General features: G+C 58.1%; 17 protein-coding genes. 11 read left to right on the top strand and 6 right to left on the bottom strand.

The features are described from left to right. Positions 1–278 precede the first annotated feature (278 nt). On the top strand, positions 279–1,307 hold the full coding sequence (gene trpD, locus QPL94_RS04870; RefSeq protein ID WP_285355884.1) for an anthranilate phosphoribosyltransferase: 1,029 nt from the start codon (positions 279–281) through the stop codon (positions 1,305–1,307). A 12-nt stretch (positions 1,308–1,319) separates the two neighbouring features. Then, the gene (trpC, locus tag QPL94_RS04865) at positions 1,320–2,132 is read left to right on the top strand and encodes an indole-3-glycerol phosphate synthase TrpC (RefSeq protein ID WP_285355883.1); all 813 of its coding nucleotides are present in this window, start codon (positions 1,320–1,322) and stop codon (positions 2,130–2,132) included. Positions 2,133–2,185: 53 nt separating this feature from the next. On the opposite strand, the gene QPL94_RS04860 is transcribed toward trpC, so the two are convergent. Beyond that, positions 2,186–2,794, bottom strand: coding sequence for a DUF4202 domain-containing protein (locus tag QPL94_RS04860; protein ID WP_285355882.1), 609 nt, complete (start codon positions 2,792–2,794; stop codon positions 2,186–2,188). A gap of 217 nt (positions 2,795–3,011) precedes the next feature. Between QPL94_RS04860 and QPL94_RS04855 the strand changes: the two genes are divergently transcribed. Continuing rightward, entirely contained in the window at positions 3,012–4,145 is a 1,134-nt protein-coding gene (locus tag QPL94_RS04855) for a GGDEF domain-containing protein (RefSeq protein WP_285355881.1), read from the top strand. Here the strand turns inward: QPL94_RS04855 and QPL94_RS04850 are convergent. The 3 genes from QPL94_RS04850 to QPL94_RS04840 form a co-directional block, all read right to left on the bottom strand. Further along, the gene (locus tag QPL94_RS04850; protein WP_285355880.1) at positions 4,142–4,759 is read right to left on the bottom strand and encodes a glutathione S-transferase family protein; all 618 of its coding nucleotides are present in this window, start codon (positions 4,757–4,759) and stop codon (positions 4,142–4,144) included. The two genes, QPL94_RS04855 and QPL94_RS04850, sit on opposite strands and share 4 nt — an antisense overlap. Before the next feature lie 90 nt (positions 4,760–4,849). Further along, a complete protein-coding gene (locus tag QPL94_RS04845) occupies positions 4,850–5,584 on the bottom strand; it encodes an alpha/beta fold hydrolase (RefSeq protein WP_285355879.1) in 735 nt (244 codons plus the stop codon). A gap of 2 nt (positions 5,585–5,586) precedes the next feature. Then, positions 5,587–6,687 (bottom strand): M14 family zinc carboxypeptidase, encoded by a 1,101-nt coding sequence (locus QPL94_RS04840; RefSeq protein WP_285355878.1) that lies wholly within the window; start codon positions 6,685–6,687, stop codon positions 5,587–5,589. Between the two features lie 297 nt (positions 6,688–6,984). On the opposite strand from QPL94_RS04840, the gene QPL94_RS04835 reads away from it, so the two are divergent. From QPL94_RS04835 to QPL94_RS04820, 4 genes are all read left to right on the top strand, one after another. Further along, a complete protein-coding gene (locus tag QPL94_RS04835) occupies positions 6,985–7,953 on the top strand; it encodes an ABC transporter substrate-binding protein (protein WP_285355877.1) in 969 nt (322 codons plus the stop codon). A 107-nt stretch (positions 7,954–8,060) separates the two neighbouring features. Next, positions 8,061–9,095, top strand: coding sequence for an ABC transporter permease (locus tag QPL94_RS04830; RefSeq protein WP_285355876.1), 1,035 nt, complete (start codon positions 8,061–8,063; stop codon positions 9,093–9,095). 11 nt (positions 9,096–9,106) lie between these two features. Then, positions 9,107–10,165, top strand: a complete 1,059-nt coding sequence (locus QPL94_RS04825; protein WP_285355875.1) for a betaine/proline/choline family ABC transporter ATP-binding protein — start codon at positions 9,107–9,109, stop codon at positions 10,163–10,165. Positions 10,166–10,261: 96 nt separating this feature from the next. Continuing rightward, positions 10,262–11,131 carry a substrate-binding periplasmic protein gene (locus tag QPL94_RS04820; RefSeq protein WP_285355874.1) on the top strand — a complete coding sequence of 290 codons (870 nt, stop codon included), beginning with the start codon at positions 10,262–10,264 and terminating at the stop codon, positions 11,129–11,131. On the opposite strand, the gene QPL94_RS04815 is transcribed toward QPL94_RS04820, so the two are convergent. After that, positions 11,106–11,855 carry an META domain-containing protein gene (locus QPL94_RS04815; RefSeq protein WP_285355872.1) on the bottom strand — a complete coding sequence of 250 codons (750 nt, stop codon included), beginning with the start codon at positions 11,853–11,855 and terminating at the stop codon, positions 11,106–11,108. The genes QPL94_RS04820 and QPL94_RS04815 overlap by 26 nt on opposite strands. A 141-nt stretch (positions 11,856–11,996) precedes the next feature. Here QPL94_RS04815 and QPL94_RS04810 point away from each other — a divergent pair, with 141 nt between their 5' ends. Continuing rightward, complete coding sequence (locus tag QPL94_RS04810) at positions 11,997–12,734, top strand: glutathione S-transferase family protein (RefSeq protein WP_285355871.1); 738 nt, start codon at positions 11,997–11,999, stop codon at positions 12,732–12,734. On the opposite strand, the gene QPL94_RS04805 is transcribed toward QPL94_RS04810, so the two are convergent. Then, positions 12,724–13,737: a helix-turn-helix transcriptional regulator gene (locus tag QPL94_RS04805; protein ID WP_285355870.1), complete on the bottom strand. Its 1,014-nt coding sequence runs from the start codon at positions 13,735–13,737 to the stop codon at positions 12,724–12,726. The genes QPL94_RS04810 and QPL94_RS04805 overlap by 11 nt on opposite strands. Positions 13,738–13,872: 135 nt before the next feature. Here QPL94_RS04805 and QPL94_RS04800 point away from each other — a divergent pair, with 135 nt between their 5' ends. From QPL94_RS04800 to modA, 3 genes are all read left to right on the top strand, one after another. After that, positions 13,873–14,799 carry a sterol desaturase family protein gene (locus QPL94_RS04800; RefSeq protein WP_285355869.1) on the top strand — a complete coding sequence of 309 codons (927 nt, stop codon included), beginning with the start codon at positions 13,873–13,875 and terminating at the stop codon, positions 14,797–14,799. Positions 14,800–14,897: 98 nt separating this feature from the next. Beyond that, the gene (locus QPL94_RS04795; protein WP_285355867.1) at positions 14,898–15,815 is read left to right on the top strand and encodes an alpha/beta fold hydrolase; all 918 of its coding nucleotides are present in this window, start codon (positions 14,898–14,900) and stop codon (positions 15,813–15,815) included. Between the two features lie 69 nt (positions 15,816–15,884). Beyond that, the gene (modA, locus tag QPL94_RS04790; RefSeq protein ID WP_285355866.1) at positions 15,885–16,646 is read left to right on the top strand and encodes a molybdate ABC transporter substrate-binding protein; all 762 of its coding nucleotides are present in this window, start codon (positions 15,885–15,887) and stop codon (positions 16,644–16,646) included. Positions 16,647–16,656: the final 10 nt, after the last annotated feature.

Genomic DNA, 16,656 nt, shown 5'->3' with positions numbered 1-16,656 from the left:
TGGAGTTTAAGGGAACTGAGCAGTGCATAAGCCCTCACCCAGGCTCAAAGGGGAAATGGCTGGGGTGGCCACTTCACAAAACGTGCGGAGCCATGGATGGCGGAGCTCGAGCCGCACAGGGATGTCTTGAGGCGCTTTTGGGAAGTGGCCACCCCGGCCATCGACCAAACTCCCAGCCAGAGAGTTAGCCCAACAACAGGTCCTACACCACAAAGGAAATTGCTAAGCTAGACCCAAACACAGAAGACAATAAGCAGATTGACCCAAGGGGCCCAAGAATGGACATGAAAGAAGCACTCAACCGCATTGCCTCGAACCTGGACCTGTCCACCGAGGAAATGAAGGACGTTATGCGCATCGTCATGAAAGGCGAAGCCTCCGATGCGCAGATCGGAGCTTTTCTGATGGGCCTGCGCCTGAAGAGTGAAACCATCGACGAAATTACCGGTGCCACCGAAGTCATGCGCGAGCTGGCAACCAGAGTGACCGTCAACGCCGAGCCACTGGTGGACATTGTCGGTACCGGTGGTGACGGAGCCAACCTGTTCAACGTTTCCACTGCCGCTTCTTTCGTGGTGGCTGCCGCTGGCGGGTTTGTGGCCAAGCATGGTAATCGTGCGGTCTCTTCCAAGAGCGGCAGCGCGGATCTGCTGGAGAATCTCGGCATCAACCTGCAGATGAAACCCGAAGAAGTCGCACGCTGTGTGGAAGAGATCGGCGTCGGCTTCATGTTCGCCCCGGCTCACCACGGCGCGATGAAACACGCCATCGGCCCGCGCAAGGAGCTGGGTTGCCGTACCATTTTCAATATCCTCGGCCCCATGACCAACCCGGCCAGCGTCAAGCGCCAGTTGATCGGTGTGTTCACCAAAGAGCTGTGCCGCCCCATGGCAGAGGTTCTGCAGCGCCTGGGTGCCGAACACATCATGGTTGTGCACTCGAAAGACGGCCTGGACGAAATCAGCCTGGCCAGTTCCACGCACGTGGCGGAGCTTAAAAACGGCGAGATCACCGAGTACGAAATCACCCCGGAAGATCTTGGTATCAAGAGCCAGGCTCTTGTCGGCCTGACCGTGGATACGGCCGAGGATTCACTGAAACTGATCCGGGCCGCCTTCGGCCGTGGTCACGATGAAATGGCCGAAAAGGCCCGCGACCTGATCGCCCTGAATGCTGGCGCGGCCATCTACGTTGCCGGGTTGGCCAGAACTCCCCGGGAAGGCGTGGAGATGGCCCTGGATGCCATGGGCTCCGGCCTGGCTGCCGGCAAGATGTCCGAGCTTGCTGACTTTTCCCAGTGTTTCTGAAACGGGCCTGATATGACTGACAGACATTTGGATAAGACTCCCACCATCCTGCGGAAAATCGTTGACCGGAAATGGGAGGAAATTGACGAGCGCAAGCGCACGGTTTCGATTGGCGACCTGAAAGCCATGGCCGGTGATCAACCGCCGGCAAGAGGCTTTGCTAACGCCCTTCGCGCCCGCATTGAACAGCGTACGCCCGCGGTCATTGCCGAAATCAAGAAAGCCTCACCCAGCAAAGGCATTCTCAGGGACCCGTTCGTTCCTGAAGCTATCGCCGAAAGCTACGAAAAGGGCGGCGCGGCCTGCCTGTCCGTGCTCACTGACAAAGACTTCTTTCAGGGCCACGAAGACTATCTGAAAGCCGCGCGCGCTGCCTGCAGCCTGCCGGTAATCCGCAAGGACTTCATGGTGGCGCCGTATCAGGTCTACGAAAGCCGGGCCATTGGTGCCGACTGTATCCTGCTGATCGCCGCCTGCCTGACCAGAGACCAGATGCAGGAACTTGAGGGAATTGCCCATGAAATCGGTCTGGACGTGTTGGTGGAGGTTCACGACGGTGAGGAACTGGACGATGCCCTGACCCTCTCCACGCCGTTGGTGGGTATCAATAACCGTAACCTGCACACCTTCGACGTATCGCTCGACACCACGTTTGACCTGCACGAGCGGATTTCCACAGATCGCCTGACCATCACCGAAAGCGGCATCATGACCCGTGACGATGTCACTGCCATGACTGATCGCGGTATCTACGGCTTCCTGGTGGGCGAGTCCTTCATGCGTGCCGAAGAGCCTGGTAACAAACTGCAAGAGCTGTTTTTTTAAGGAGGGCTTACCGCAAAGCTCAAACATGTCAGCGGGCATGGGTTGAGTACAGCTTAATCTTCAGCCAACGCCTCCTGCAGCAGTTCCAGCAAGTGAGCCGGCATCCCGCTGGCCAGCTTCAGCGCCGCCTCATGCCCTCGCGGGGACATCTTGGCCCAGGTCCGGCGGACAATACGGAGCCACTTTTCCCGGTCATAATCGGCTTTCTGTTCGTAGAAATCCGCAAAATAACGTTCGAGGAACACCATGCACGCCACGTCTTCCAGCAACTGGGTGTCTGCATCCCTACGCAACTCCCGTTTGGTGAGAATGGTTTCTACCCGCTCACACTCCGGTTTCGGGTATCCGCACTCCGCCATGATCTCCGCAGCCCGGCGGCCGTGCATCCGGCCACAGGCCTGGCGCCATTCATAGTAGGCCTTGCGCCCTTCCGGGAAGTCGCTGCGAGGCATGGTCCAGCGCTCGATATGCTGGGCACGGCAGGCGATCTGCATGCGTTCGGAGGGCTCCGGCTCAAGCTCATGCAACCATCGGGTCATATGCAGGCTGTAGGCGTACTCTTTCGGGAGCAGATCGTTACCAACCTGCTCCTGGTTAGGGTCTGCCTGGTTGGCCTGGTCGATTGCCTCCAGGGCGCACTGTAATGGCGAGAGCTGTGTCATGGGCCAGTAACCTGTTCCTTAAGCGTGAATTGCCGGGGTTGTTGAAAAGACGGGCTTCATTCTAGCGTGCCGGAGACACCCTCTCTACCACCGATGATCCTCCTCCGGTTTATTACCCTACTCAATGTAGGTACACCCTTTACGTCATTGCTTTATGCAACCACTTCCTTAAAGATCTCTGTAAAGAACAATCAAGAATCGAAAGAGTCGTTCCAATATGAAACTTTCAGGGCCAGCGATACCGGAGAAGTGGCAACCTGCCTACGAAGCTCACCTGCAGGCCCTGGAAAGTAAAGTTGCCGTGGTGGCCGCCTGGCTGCTCCTGATCACCGTGTTCATTTACCAGTTTTCCCATCCTCTGCGTAACATCCACAGCTCCGATTTACTGGGTTTCGAATTCCTTTTCCGGTCCCCCGTTATTCTGGCATCGATAGTAACCCTGCTCGGGCATTATTCTGGCAGTTTCCGGTGGCCAAGCCGGTATTTTTTGCGAGCAATGGGGCTGTCAGTTATGGCAATGATTCTGTCGATGCTGATGCTATACCTGACATCCAATTCCGCAGGGCTATATCAGATCAGCAATGGCCTGGTGATCAGTTTCTTTGGCGTTTCAGTACTGGCCGTGCGGGGACTCAGGGAGTGGATCCTGCTGTTCCTGCTTCCCCTGGGGCTGTTTGCCATTGCAGCCGTATCTCTGGGCATAGCCTTCACGGATGTCCTGCCATTGTTCTTCGATCCACTGGTGATGATGGTGATCGGCATTATCGTGATGGAAGCCCTGCGCAGAGTGCTTACCAGTGAATTCGAAGCCCGTCAGACGCTTGGCGAAATGGCAGCAACAGACCAGTTAACCGGGCTACTGAACCGGCGGGCGATATGGCCACTGCTGAACCACGAGCTGCAACATGCACAGCGGGCCGGCACACCGTTCAGCCTGATACTCGGTGACCTTGATCTGTTCAAAAAGGTGAATGATACCTATGGGCATGATGCCGGGGACCTGGTGCTCCAGGAGACCGCAAGAAGACTTGAAGGTGCGCTAAGACGGCAGGATGCACTCTGCCGCTGGGGCGGAGAGGAACTGCTGATATTGTTGCCGGATACCGATAGCACTGGCGCCCTGGAAGCTGCGGAAAAGCTCCGGGCGTCCATGGCGGATTCAGCCATTACAGCAGGCGACCACCGTATTCATCAGACCATCAGCCTGGGGGTCGCCAGTTTTCAGCATGGCGATGACATCGACGCCGTTGTCAGCCGGGCTGATGAAGCCCTTTACCGTGCCAAGCATAAAGGGCGAAACCGGGTCGAAGTCGCCGGATCGGGTAATGCAATGCCTCCTGTCAGTTATTAAACTTGGGCGGAAGGGCGCTGCTTGATGCGATCGTACCAGGCCTGGAGATTGGTCTGCTCAGGCTTGATGCGGATATCCACCACGCGGGCAAAAGCCACCGAGGTAAAGGCATTGATGTCGGCGGCGGTGAATCGGTCGCAACAGATGTATTCCCTGCCGTCCAGCTGCTTATCAAGGAAGTGCAGGAACTTTTCCACACTGGTTCGGCACTCCTCACCCCATTCCTTGATGGGGTTCATACGGTCCTTGAAATAACCGGTGGTGTGCTGGAAACACATACCCGTAGGCATGGAGAGGGAGAACTCGATCCAGCGCAGCCACTGTTCCACCAACGCTTTTTCCAATGGCGTATCACCCAGCAGGCTCGGCGTGTCCGGATAACTTTCCTCAAAGTAACGGCAGATGGCCATGGTTTCGGAGATACAGGTACCGTCATCCAGCTCCAATACCGGTACTTTCTTCATCGGGTTCCTGGCCGCGTACTCCGGTGTCAGGTTCTCGCCTTTCAGGAGATCGATCTCAACGAAGTCCGCCTTGTCCAGCAATCCCTTTTCAGACATGAACATACGTACCCTGCGCGGGTTCGGGGCGGTTTTGGTCTCAAGAATTTTCATTGTTCCGGGCTCCATACATCATCATGGGTAAACAGCGATAAATCGTATAGGAGAGTGACGCGGAAGAACAGTTGCGTCAAGCAACCGTAATTATCGCGGCAACCAGCTTTTCATCTGGCGAATGATCCATTCCGGGTCATCCAGGGGCAGGTCATGGCCGGCTGTGGGATGCACTTTCAGGGTCCACTGCCAGCGCTGCTCGAGCGCTTCACTGCATTTCCAGTGAACAACGCGATCACCCTTGCTGGCCAGCAACAAAGCGTCTGGCAGGGGCCGTTCCGGTTGCAGCCTGAACCGGGCGGCGGCTTTCAGTTGGGCCCAGGCAGTGCGGAAACTGACCGGGCGCTGGCGTTGTATGCTGTACCAGTGCTTCATGGTGTCCAGGCCGACTGGCCGGTTGCAGCTCAGCCGCAGGATATCCGCCTCGCGATCAAACAGTTCACGCCGGCACAGCAATCGCGCAATGCGGGGCCATGCCCCCGGCCTCATCCTGTGCCAGGGCCTGCTGAACCCGGAGCTGGTGTTGATCAATACCAGGTTCTGGATTTCTCCCGCCGATACATGCTGGGCCCAGTCCAGCGCGACCATTCCGCCCATGGAAAGTGCCAGCAAGCTGTAGGGGCCAGGAATATGTTCGACACTGTGTCGGATTTTCTCACGAATGGCCGCGATGCTCTCCGGACAGGGGTCATTGAAGTGCACGCCAGTACCGGGAAGGTCCACCAGATGAAACTGCTGTCCCGGAAAAGCATCTGCAAGTAGCCGTGGAAACGCTCCCCAGTGTGACTGCTCCCGGGTGAGTCCACGCAACAGAATCCAGTGCATTGTCAGTAATGGTCCCTGTACCAGTGTGCGATAGCGGCTTCCCTAAGCATGGACTCGGCTTCTCCCTGCGGCAACCAGTTTTCGTGATTGGCTGCGGCACTGAGGAGGAAATCGATAAAGGTCAGGTGACTTCTCAATACCTGGCGATGCCGGTGAGGAACCAGGGGATTGAAGAATCCGTCCAGGCGCAGTAACTGTCTCGGACGTTTCTTGATCCAGCGCCAGGAGCCCAACTCGAGAGTCAGGGGAATAAACGCCCCTTCGCCGCTGCGGTTTATCTTTTTATAGAAGTAATCCCATAGATCACCGTGGGTCAGGTAGTGACGGGACTGTGGCTCGAAGCGATAGTTGTGTTCCGGCCACGCCTGTTCCCAGATCAACTTCAGGGCCATCACCGATGCAAGCCGTCGCATGGGCCGCCGGCGATAGGCATAGGGAAACCAGATCTGATCCTGCCAGCCGAAGCCTGAGTGGCAGTCCAGTGCAACACTGAAGGGACGGCCAGGCAGGAGTTCCGAGATCACGGATTCCAGTGCCTGGTTTTCTGCTTCCATGCCCTGCTCGGGGTCCCCGATGAACCATGGCAGGCGCGGTGAAAACCGCTGTCCGCCCAACAGGAAGGCGCTGCGATCCTGGGCCGTGATGGGCGCGTTGCGCATCAGGTCGACCCCATTGGGATTGCTGCGCTGGTTCAGGTACATGCCACCCGGGTTCAGTATCGGTAGCAGAGTGACCCGGACTTTCTGCAGCAAAGCCTGAAGGTGGCTGTCCCAGGAAATCCGCGCGAGCAGGTTACGCAGCCAGGCCATCACCACTTCACTCCCGATACGCTCGAGGCCGTGCACGCCCCCAACCAGCAAGACCACCGGCGCGGCTGGCGAATCACTGCCGAGATCAACCCGGTAGATCGGCAGGTCGAGCTCTTTCAGGCCAACTCGCGCGAGCGTGCTCACTGAAACCCCACCCGGCGCCTCTGCCAGTATACGTTCCAGGCGAACCATCTCCGGCAGAAAGGTTCTCAGCAGGTGTCGCTGGCGGCTATTGCGGCGGGACTGTTCAGTGGGAACCGCAGAATGGGGGGTCAATTCGCGCAATTCAGTCATGGGGCTCTCCGATCTCGGACAACCTTTCAAGCTACTGCAGAATTGCTTCAGTTCGTTGACAGAGCGGCCGGAAAACCTGACGGCGTGTTCAACTTGAGGCGACATTTTACATGAATGCCTTGTAACTCACGCTCAGGGCGTTACTCTTACATATACGTAGTAACCGAGGTCATAGCACTTGTCTTGTCCTTTGAAAGCGCTGTATCAATCAGGCGTCTTCACTTCTCGAGAGGTCATCCGGACCACTCAAGCGGGAGTTTTTCCGCGTATTTTTAAAATCAACAAGGAGAACCAATCATGCGAAAGCTAACGCCAGTCGCGCTGCTTTGCGCGATGTCCGTTCCTGCACTTGCCCAGGCCGATTGCGGTGAAGTATCGATCACCGAGATGGGCTGGGCGTCGAACGCCGTTGTGACCGGTGTTGCCAAATTCATCATGGAGCAGGGTTACGGTTGCGATGTAACGGTGGTTCCTTCTGATACCGTTCCGGCCGTTACCTCAGTTGCGGAAAATGGAGAGCCGGACATTGTTACCGAACTATGGCTCAACTCCGCCGGTGAAGCCTATCTGGAACTGGAAGAACAGGGCAAAATCGAGCGCGTAGCCGAAGTACTGGACCCGGGTGGTGTTGAAGGCTGGTGGATTCCTGCCTATCTGGCCGAGAAGCACCCGGAACTGACCACCATAGAAGGGGTCATGGAAAATCCGGAGCTGGTGGGCAACCGCTTTAACAACTGCCCGACCGGCTGGGGCTGCCGCGTGGTCAGTGACAACCTGATCAGAGCACTCGATCTGGAAAGCTCCGGCATTGAGGTGTTCAACCACGGTTCCGGCGAGACCCTGGCTTCATCCATGGCATCGGCGGTTCAGTCGGAAGAGCCCTGGTTTGGCTATTACTGGGGGCCCACCGTACCTCTCGGCAAGTACGATATGACTCGGGTTGAGCTCGGTGAGTACAAGCCCGAGGTCCACACCCGCAATCAGACCCAGAACGCGGAGAATCCAGGCGTATCTGAGTTCCCTGCGGCAACGATCCTCACCTCCATCACCACCGACTTCAAGGAGCGAGAGCCGGAAGTGGCGGAAATGCTCAGCCACATGACCTTCAAGACGTCCACCATGAGCTCTCTGTTGGCCTGGATGGATTCCAACAATGCCTCTGCTGAAGAAGCAGCCGTCTATTACCTGAGTAACAACAGCGATGAGTGGTCATCCTGGCTGAACGATTCAGCGAGGGAACGCCTTGCTTCGGTGATGGGAGAGTAATCTCCTGCCTACCCTGACAGGGCCGGTCCTTCCGGCCCTGTCAACTCCGATACCGGGGAACTCGAAACGAGCCTTACCAATTGACTGTGACGGGGAACTGACCGCCAATGGCTACCTACGATTTTATATTTTCATCACTGGGACTGGAGGAGTGGTGTTCCGAAGGCCAGAGTGATGCCCCCATGTCGATGGCCGCGTTACTGCAGAAAACCAAGGGAACAACCGGCGAACCCGAGTCTCTCTGGGACACCCCCTTTCCGTCCATGGACGCGCTTAACGAATCCTGCGCGGCTTTTCCGCAGTCCCGTGATCTCACAAAGGGTCTTGAAGAGGGCTTTCTGTCCATAAAGGACAATCTGAGCGTTGTTCTGGATCCTTTAACCCAGCCCCTCAGCTGGGCTCTCGACGGCACACTCTACGGCATGCTGAACACACCCTGGTGGATCGTCATACCGTTGTTGCTCGCGGTGGTCTTCTTTGTTACCAAGTCCTGGAAACTGGTCGGCTTTGTAGCAGGGAGCCTGTTCCTGCTGGCCTTTATCGACTACTACCGATACGCCATGGAAACGCTGTCGATCATCTTTGTCTGCGCTCTTATCTGCGTGCTGTTCGGTGTGCCCATCGGGATAGCCATGTCCCGCAGCAACATGATGCAGCGCCTGACGGTACCGGTGCTGGACATGCTGCAGACATTGCCACCGTTTGTGTACCTGATCCCGCTGATCTTCCTGTTCAGCGTGACCGAATCCAAACTCTATGGCATCGCCATTATTCTCTACGCCATTGTGCCGGTCATCCGCCTTACCAATCTGGGCATACGGCTGGTGGACAAGGACGTGATCGAAGCCGCTGACGCCTTTGGCATGACCAGCCAGCAAAAACTGTTCAAGGTGCAGATTCCGCTGGCATTGCCAAACATCATGGCGGGCGTGAACCAGACCATCATGATGAGCCTGGCCATGGTTGTTATCGCTTCCCTGGTGTCGGCACCCGGCCTCGGGGTTCTCGTACTCCAGGGTATCCGCAACCTTGAGCTGGGCGTTGGCCTGGTTGCCGGCCTCGGCATCGTGATCCTGGCGGTCATCCTCGACCGGGTTACCAAGGCCTCGCTGGCGCGTATTAACGCCTCACAAAAACAGTAAGGGAGCGAATTGTGGACCGGAATATCAAGATTTCCATCCGGAACCTGTACAAGATCTTCGGCCCGGACTCTGTAGGTGCTCTGGAGCATGTACGCGGCGGCATGGGCAAAGCCGAACTGCTGGAAAAACACAACCATGTGCTTGGCCTCCAGGACATCAATGTGGACATGCATGAGGGCGAAATTACCGTCATTATGGGGCTCTCCGGTTCCGGAAAGTCCACCTTGATACGTCATCTCAACCGGCTCATCGAGCCCACCGCCGGTGAGGTCCAGGTGGATGGTGAGGACGTCCTGCGATTCAACGAGGATCAGCTGAGGAAACTCCGCCGCGAACGGATGTCGATGGTGTTCCAGAAGTTTGCGCTGCTGCCCCACAAAACGGTGCTGGAAAATGCCGGCATGGCGCTGTTGGTAAGGGGTTATTCCGTGGAGGAATTCGAAGCCGACGCGAAAAAGTGGCTGGCTCGTGTAGGCCTGGAAGGCAATGAGTACCAGTACCCACACCAGCTCTCCGGTGGTATGCAGCAAAGGGTGGGTATTGCCCGGGCACTGGCATCGAACTCACCCATTATGCTGATGGACGAGGCCTTCTCGGCTCTCGACCCGCTGATTCGTTCCGATATGCAGGACCTGTTGCTGGAGTTGCAGGACGAGTTGCAGAAAACCGTGGTATTCATCACCCACGATCTGGACGAGTCCCTGAAGCTGGCGGACCACCTGGTTATCCTCAAGGACGGACACGTTGTTCAGCAGGGAGAGCCCCAGGAAATCCTGATGTCGCCCAACGACCCTTACATCACCGACTTCATCAGTGACATCAACCGGGCCCGGGTGCTGCGGGTGCGCTCGATCATGAAGAAAACCACGGAAGCACCGGAAGACTGTGCCGGCGATATCTCCGACCGCGATAATCTGGAGTCGGTCATCGCCCGATCGGATGGCAATACCGATCTCACCTATCGTGTGGTGAAAAGAGGCAGACAGGTTGGCATTCTCGATATGAAGGAACTCGTCAAGGCACTGGTGCCCACCGAAGCCTCTGAAGGCGACGCCAGGAGCCGTTACTGACGCTGTGCGTGGCCCCGCACAGGCAGATGACAGGTTGATGATCCGGGCGCTATGATGGGGTATTGCCGCAGCTTCGCGGCGCCCTGGACAATGATCATGTCCCGACTTGTCGTCTTGGCGTTTTTGTTCATCCTTTTCATGGGCTGTTCGCCTCAGGATAACGACATTTCCGAAGCGGTTGCGAAAACCGGCACGGAAACCGCCGCCCGCAAAGCACCTGCTTCCGGCATTACCGAAAACCAGGGCCAGCCCGACACCATTGTCATTGCTGCAGACCCCTGGTGCCCCCACAATTGCGAGGCGGGAAGTGATCACGAAGGTTACATGGTCGACCTTGCCCGCGACATCCTTGGTGAGGCCGGTTACACCGTGGATTACGTCAACCTCAGTTGGGCAAGAGCGCTACAGATGACCCGGGAAGGCCAACTGGACGCGGTGGTCGGCGCCTTCATTACCGATGCCCCGGACTTTGTTTTCCCCGATACCCCCCAGGGCCATTCATCCATTGCACTGTTCACCCACCCGGACAACACCTGGCATTACGGCGGCATTGAATCCCTGCATGACCAGCAACTGCTGGTGATCAACGGTTACTCCTATACCGAAACGCTGGATCGCTACATCGAAGAGCATCAGGCCGACCAGGAAAAGGTCTGGGTGATCTCCGGCCCCTCCCCCCTGAACCGGGCCATCGGTCTGCTGGAGCAGAATCGTACGGACATTTTTGTTGAAGACGAGTACGTCATGGCCTGGTGGGCCAAGAGCACCGGAAAGGCCGCCAACCAGCCCCGTGATTCGGGGCTGGTTGGGGTGACCGACGCCTTTGTAGCATTCTCCCCGGTGAGGGAAGACGCAAAGGAGCTGGCACAACTGCTTTCGGAGGGCACCCGCCAGCGTATCGCTGATGGCCGCGCCCAGCAGATCCTCGACAAATACGGGCTCACTCTGTGGACGGAAGCGCCGTGATCACCCGGCCATCCGATGATATCAGCAACAGTTCGCCATGCCGGCCGATATCAAACCGGGTAATGTCCGACAGCAATGACAGGAAGCGGCTTTCCTGATTCATCAACGCGGGCGAGCAGGCCTTCCTGGTAGAGGCCATCCGATTAAGCCCGAGCCCTTCGCCGGTCAGTTTCCAGCCACCAGTGAAGTTGTTGCAGGAGGCGCTCCCCGACACCCGGTTCTCCGCCATGAAGTTTATCGTTACCCGTGAACTGTCGATGATGCCGGCACCGGCGATATCTTCGACCAGCCATTCGGTACTCTGCAGCAACCGATCCGGCTCTCCGCCACAACCACGAAATGCTTCACCGTTGATGTCCAGGCGAACCTGATTGGGATAGGGCATGCCGGTCATAGAGTCACGGCACAGCTGATGGGCGGCAACCAGAGTTATCCGGATACCTTCTCCTTCAGCACGAAAAGTACGGCTGGTGGCGCTGCTGTGGGTGGTTTCGTATCGCAGCTCGACCGGGCTTTCGCCCATCCGCTCGAGTACCAGCTGACCCGGCTCCACGATGGCGCGCCAGAAGGGCTCATTGCCCCTGGCGGTAAAGGGCAGCTCAACGGCTCCGGAAGCCGGGCCATTGACCTGGGAGGGATGACTGTTTTCGGGTGTGGACGAGCAACCTGCCACCAGGGCGAGCGTAGCCATTGCAGGCGCTATACAGCGAGTGAATCCATTCATTGTCGGTTTCCTGTTCCTTTGGGGGTGTTGCCATCACGGCAGCTTATGTCGAACACTGCCGATTTTAATGCACAGCGGTTACCATTTCCCGCCTCAAAGCATTACGCTTAAGCCATTTATAACGCTGGAGAACACTGCACCATGGCCATCAGACTTTACCAGTTTGCGATATCCCATTACTGCGAAAAGGTTCGCTGGGCGCTGGATTACAAGGGGCTTAGCTACGAGGCGATCAGCCTGCTACCCGGCCAGCACGTCAAAACCATCCGCAAACTCACCGGCAAGGATTCATCAGTGCCGGTACTGGACCATGATGGCCACCGGGTTCAGGGCTCAAAGGAAATCATCGACTACCTGGATGAGGCCTTCCCCGAGAACCCGTTAACACCAGCCGACCCGCAGGCCCGCGAGGAAGCACTGGCCTGGGAGCGGCGGCTGGATGAGGAAGCAGGTCCAGCAGTGCGCTGCTACTCCTACCACCACTTCCTGCAGCGCCCCAAAGTGGTGGTTCCCCTGTTGGCGGCGGGCACACCCTTTTACAATCGAATTCTGCTGAAGCTGGCTTTCAGCCGGGTCGATGAGATCATGCGCAAATGGATGAAAATCAATGAGAAAACGGCGGAGCAGTCAAGGGAAACCATGGAAGCCTACCTGACGGAACTGGCCGAGGCGTACCAGAAGAAACCTTATCTGGCCGGTGACAGCTTCTCCCGCGCCGACCTCGCCGCCGCCGCGCTGTTCGCGCCCATGTTCCAGCCCGAGCAATACCCGGTGCCCTGGCCCAAACCGGCAAAAATCCCCAAGGATATCAAGGTCTGGCTGGACCAGTGGCAACCGCAAATCCAGCCCCTGGAGAGGGTCTACGCGGCTAATCGCTGAGCTGGTGCGGGCGCGCCTTGCCCGGGGAATTGCCGGTCCAGCGGCGGTAGGCGCGGGTAAACGCACTCTGCTCGGAGAAGCCCAGCAAGAGAGCGATGTCCGTCAGAGTCAGCGACGGGTCCGCCAGATACTGCCGGGCCAGTTGCTCGCGGCTACGGTCCAGCCATTGTTGCCAACTCAGCTGGTGCCGGGCCAGCCGCCGCTGCAGGGTGCGCGGTGCCATGTGCATGGCACTCGCTGCTCGCGCAAGGGTGGGCTCGCCGTCGGAAAGCAGCTTGAGCAGCACCTGCTGTAACTGGCGGTCGGTGCTGGAGCTGCCCCCGGAGTCTTCCGGCAGTGCCCGCACCAACGCCCTCGCCTGCCGGTCCAGCAACTCCCGCAAGGTAGGGTCACGCCGGGGCATGGGCAAACTCAGGTAATGCAGCGGAAACCGCACCCGCACATGACTGTCATTCCAGGTCACCGGGCAATCAAAGAACGATTCGTAAGCCCTGGCCGTTTCGCCATCGACGCTCTCAAGGAAACTCACGGTGGAGGGTGGAGGTGGCTGGTCAATCTGGCGACGCATGAATGTCACCAACGCCGCAATGGCTGCGCCATCTGCCTGCTGGCCCAGTTCGTTCTCCGACGGTGGCCACCGCATCTCGGCCTGGTCACCGACCACCTCTATCTCTGCAAGGCTGGCGCCGTAGAACAGGGTTTCATAGCGCTGATAGGCCAGCATGGCTTCCCCCAGCGTATCCGAGGCCAGCACCAGGTAACCCAGAACGCCGACATGGCCGGGAAGCACGCAGGCGCCCACCCCCAGCTCCGGCGCAATGCGGCCAGGCACCAATGCCAGCCCCTGCGACAGCAGATCGCGCCACACCGGTACCGGCACATTGTCACGTGATGCCCACCGGGCCAGTGCCATCCGCAACGGGCCGGCATCCAGCCCCTCCTGGTCCAGCCAGTCAGAAAGCAGTCCGGTCCAGGCACCGGTTACCCGGATTACCCTGGCCACTGTTCATTCTCCATCATACCGACAGCCTCCACTGCATTGGCGTCGATGATCAATTTTGTGTCGTGGATTGTCAATTTTTACAAAAGCGATCGGCGCAGAATAAATTCATACCAACAAATAAAATACGGATAGAGCATGGCTTTGATGGACATGATGGTGTCAGTACTGGAAGGCAGCGGGCTGCTGCCACTCTGGAACACTCTCACCCCCTGGCTGGCACTGGATGAACGCCAACTGATCTTTGTGGTGGCCACACCGGTGTTTATAGCCGTCACCCTCTGGGAATACCTGCGCATTCGCCATGACCCTGCACGGATGGATGTGCCGGAAGCCCTCCGCAACTTTGCCCTGGGTGCCGGCTACCAGGTCACAGAACTGTTATTCGCCGGCCTGATCGCTTTTCCCGTTTACGCCTTTCTCTATCACCACCGGATTCTGGACCTGGAACTGAGCTGGACGACAGGGTTCCTGACCTTTGTGGGTGTGGACTTCTGCTTCTACTGGATGCATCGCTCCAGCCATCGCATACGCTGGTTCTGGGCCGCGCACGTGGTGCATCATTCCTCGGAGCGAATGAATTTCTCCACCGCCATGCGCCAGAATGCCACCAACATCTTCAACGGCATGTGGATCTTCTACCTGCCTCTGGCGCTTATCGGTTTCAATCCGGTGTGGATCGGCACTGCCTACGCCCTGTCACTGGTTTACCAGTTTTTCGTCCACACCACCCTGGTCGGCAAACTGCCACTCTGGGTGGAACTGGTGTTCAACACCCCCAGCCATCACCGGGTTCACCACGGTCGCAACCCGGGCTATATTGATCGTAACTACGGTGGCACGCTGATCCTCTGGGACCGGCTGTTCGGCACTTTTGTGGCCGAAGATGAGCAGGCACCGCCGGAATACGGCATTACCCGCCCGGTACACTCCAACAACCTGCTGGTGTTGTGGACCCATGAATATGTTGACCTGTTCCGGGCCATGGCCCGGCCCGGCGGCAGCCTGCTTTTGCGGCTGAAGCACCTGTGGAAACCTCCGGAATGGGAAAGGGACGTGGAATAAGAGCGCAAACCACGGATTTTAAGCACCTGTCTCAATTTCAGACGCGTTTTACCGCTAGACTCCGGTTTACGCCAACAACAAGCCCGGATTCAGCTGACATGGACCTGCAGGAAAGTTTTATCAACAGTCCGGATCACCACCGGATTCCGTTGCTGTCGTGGGTACCGGAGAACCCCACTGCAGTGATGGTCATTGCCCACGGCATGGCCGAACATGCCGCCCGTTACCAGCCACTGGCCCAATGGCTCAACCGGCAAGGGGTGGCTGTAATGGCTGTCCAGCACCGGGGCCATGGGCCACACTGCCCTGATACCGAACTTGGCCACTACGCCGACAACCGGGGCTGGCAGAAGGTGGTGGATGACCTGCAGCAGGTGGTGGTCCATGCCCGAAAGCAGTTTCCCGACCTTCCGCTGACCCTGTTCGGGCACAGCATGGGCTCGTTCATCGCCCAGGCGTTCACCCAGCAGTACGGTGACCAGATCGACAACCTGATCCTCTGCGCCACCAATCGCATCGACAAACCGAAACTCCTGATCTCCCTGGCACTGGTAAGACTGATCAGGGCGCTGCGGGGGAAACGGCATCACAGCCCACTGGTCGACAACATGACGTTCGGTGCCTTCAACAAGGCTTTTGCCCCCAATCGCACCAGCCATGACTGGCTCAGCCGCGACCCACAGCAGGTCGACCGCTACCTGAAAGACCCGTTATGCGGCTTTTCCTGTACCGTAGGCCTGTGGTCAGACTTTATTGGCGGCATGCTGGACATCAACCCGGCTGCCTGGCGCAAAGACCTTCCAGTGCATCTGATGGCGGGAGACCGCGACCCGGTGGGAGAAATGGGGAGGGGTTTCGGCCGGCACGTGGCCAACCTGAAGGCAGCGGGGCTGAACGTCGCGTCCGAGCGGCTGTTTGCGGGAGCCCGGCACGAGCTGGTCAACGAAACCAATGCCGACGAGCTCCGGGAGCATCTACTCGGCTGTATTCCCCGGCAGACTGATTCCGACAACTGAGGCATGACGCTACCCGCTCAGGGAAGGTATGATCACGACCAACTGTTGAATCACCGGAGTAGCCCCTTCATGACGGCCACCATCCGTTTATTGCTGACCCTGAGTCTGCTAATGGCAACCGGAGCTGCGCTGGCAGGAGAGGTCAGGCTGGCCGTTGCCACCAATTTTCACGAAGCTTCCGAGCGCCTTGCTGCGCAGTTTACAGAGGCAACAGGCCACAGCAGCCGAATCAGTTACGGCTCCACCGGTAAGCTTTACGCCCAGATTCGTCACGGTGCGCCGTTTGATGTATTTCTTGCCGCTGACCAGGAGCGACCACACCTGATGGAGCAGAACGGTTCCGCAGTACCCGGCACCCGTTTCACCTATGCAGTGGGTAAGCTGGTGCTCTGGAGCCCCGACCCGGAAGCGTTCACGGATCCAGTGGCGTTCCTGCGCGAGGGTAACTTTCGCCGCCTTGCTATCGCCAACCCCAAAACAGCACCCTACGGACTGGCTGCCCGGCAAACCCTGGAAAACCTCGGCCTCCGGGCAGCTCTGGAAGGCAAGCTGGTCAGGGGAGAATCCATTGCCCAGACCTTCCAGTTCGTGGCCACCGGCAATGCAAGCGCGGGATTTGTGGCACTGGCCCAGCTCCGTGACGCCCGGGGCGGCGGGGCCAGCTGGGAAGTGCCCGACACCTACCACGACCCCATCGCACAGCAGGCCATCCTGCTGGAGCGAGGCCGGGACAATGAGGCCGCCAGGGCATGGCTGGAGTTCCTCGCCAGCCGTGAAGCACAGGACATTATTCGCCAATACGGCTACGATATCCCGCAATCGGCCGAATAACCCATGGAGT

The sequence above is a fragment of the Marinobacter sp. SS13-12 genome (assembly GCF_030227115.1).
Taxonomy (GTDB): Bacteria; Pseudomonadota; Gammaproteobacteria; order Pseudomonadales; family Oleiphilaceae; genus Marinobacter.
This window is presented reverse-complemented; position numbering and strand designations above follow the sequence as displayed.

Excerpts from the sequence above, each read along its gene's own strand:
- trpD (WP_285355884.1), top strand. The coding sequence starts at position 279 with ATGGACATGAAAGAAGCACTCAACCGCATTGCCTCGAACCTGGACCTG.
- trpC (WP_285355883.1), top strand. The coding sequence starts at position 1,320 with ATGACTGACAGACATTTGGATAAGACTCCCACCATCCTGCGGAAAATC.
- QPL94_RS04860 (WP_285355882.1), bottom strand. The coding sequence starts at position 2,794 with ATGACACAGCTCTCGCCATTACAGTGCGCCCTGGAGGCAATCGACCAG.
- QPL94_RS04855 (WP_285355881.1), top strand. The coding sequence starts at position 3,012 with ATGAAACTTTCAGGGCCAGCGATACCGGAGAAGTGGCAACCTGCCTAC.
- QPL94_RS04850 (WP_285355880.1), bottom strand. The coding sequence starts at position 4,759 with ATGAAAATTCTTGAGACCAAAACCGCCCCGAACCCGCGCAGGGTACGT.
- QPL94_RS04845 (WP_285355879.1), bottom strand. The coding sequence starts at position 5,584 with ATGCACTGGATTCTGTTGCGTGGACTCACCCGGGAGCAGTCACACTGG.
- QPL94_RS04840 (WP_285355878.1), bottom strand. The coding sequence starts at position 6,687 with ATGACTGAATTGCGCGAATTGACCCCCCATTCTGCGGTTCCCACTGAA.
- QPL94_RS04835 (WP_285355877.1), top strand. The coding sequence starts at position 6,985 with ATGCGAAAGCTAACGCCAGTCGCGCTGCTTTGCGCGATGTCCGTTCCT.
- QPL94_RS04830 (WP_285355876.1), top strand. The coding sequence starts at position 8,061 with ATGGCTACCTACGATTTTATATTTTCATCACTGGGACTGGAGGAGTGG.
- QPL94_RS04820 (WP_285355874.1), top strand. The coding sequence starts at position 10,262 with ATGTCCCGACTTGTCGTCTTGGCGTTTTTGTTCATCCTTTTCATGGGC.
- QPL94_RS04815 (WP_285355872.1), bottom strand. The coding sequence starts at position 11,855 with ATGAATGGATTCACTCGCTGTATAGCGCCTGCAATGGCTACGCTCGCC.
- QPL94_RS04810 (WP_285355871.1), top strand. The coding sequence starts at position 11,997 with ATGGCCATCAGACTTTACCAGTTTGCGATATCCCATTACTGCGAAAAG.
- QPL94_RS04800 (WP_285355869.1), top strand. The coding sequence starts at position 13,873 with ATGGCTTTGATGGACATGATGGTGTCAGTACTGGAAGGCAGCGGGCTG.
- QPL94_RS04795 (WP_285355867.1), top strand. The coding sequence starts at position 14,898 with ATGGACCTGCAGGAAAGTTTTATCAACAGTCCGGATCACCACCGGATT.
- modA (WP_285355866.1), top strand. The coding sequence starts at position 15,885 with ATGACGGCCACCATCCGTTTATTGCTGACCCTGAGTCTGCTAATGGCA.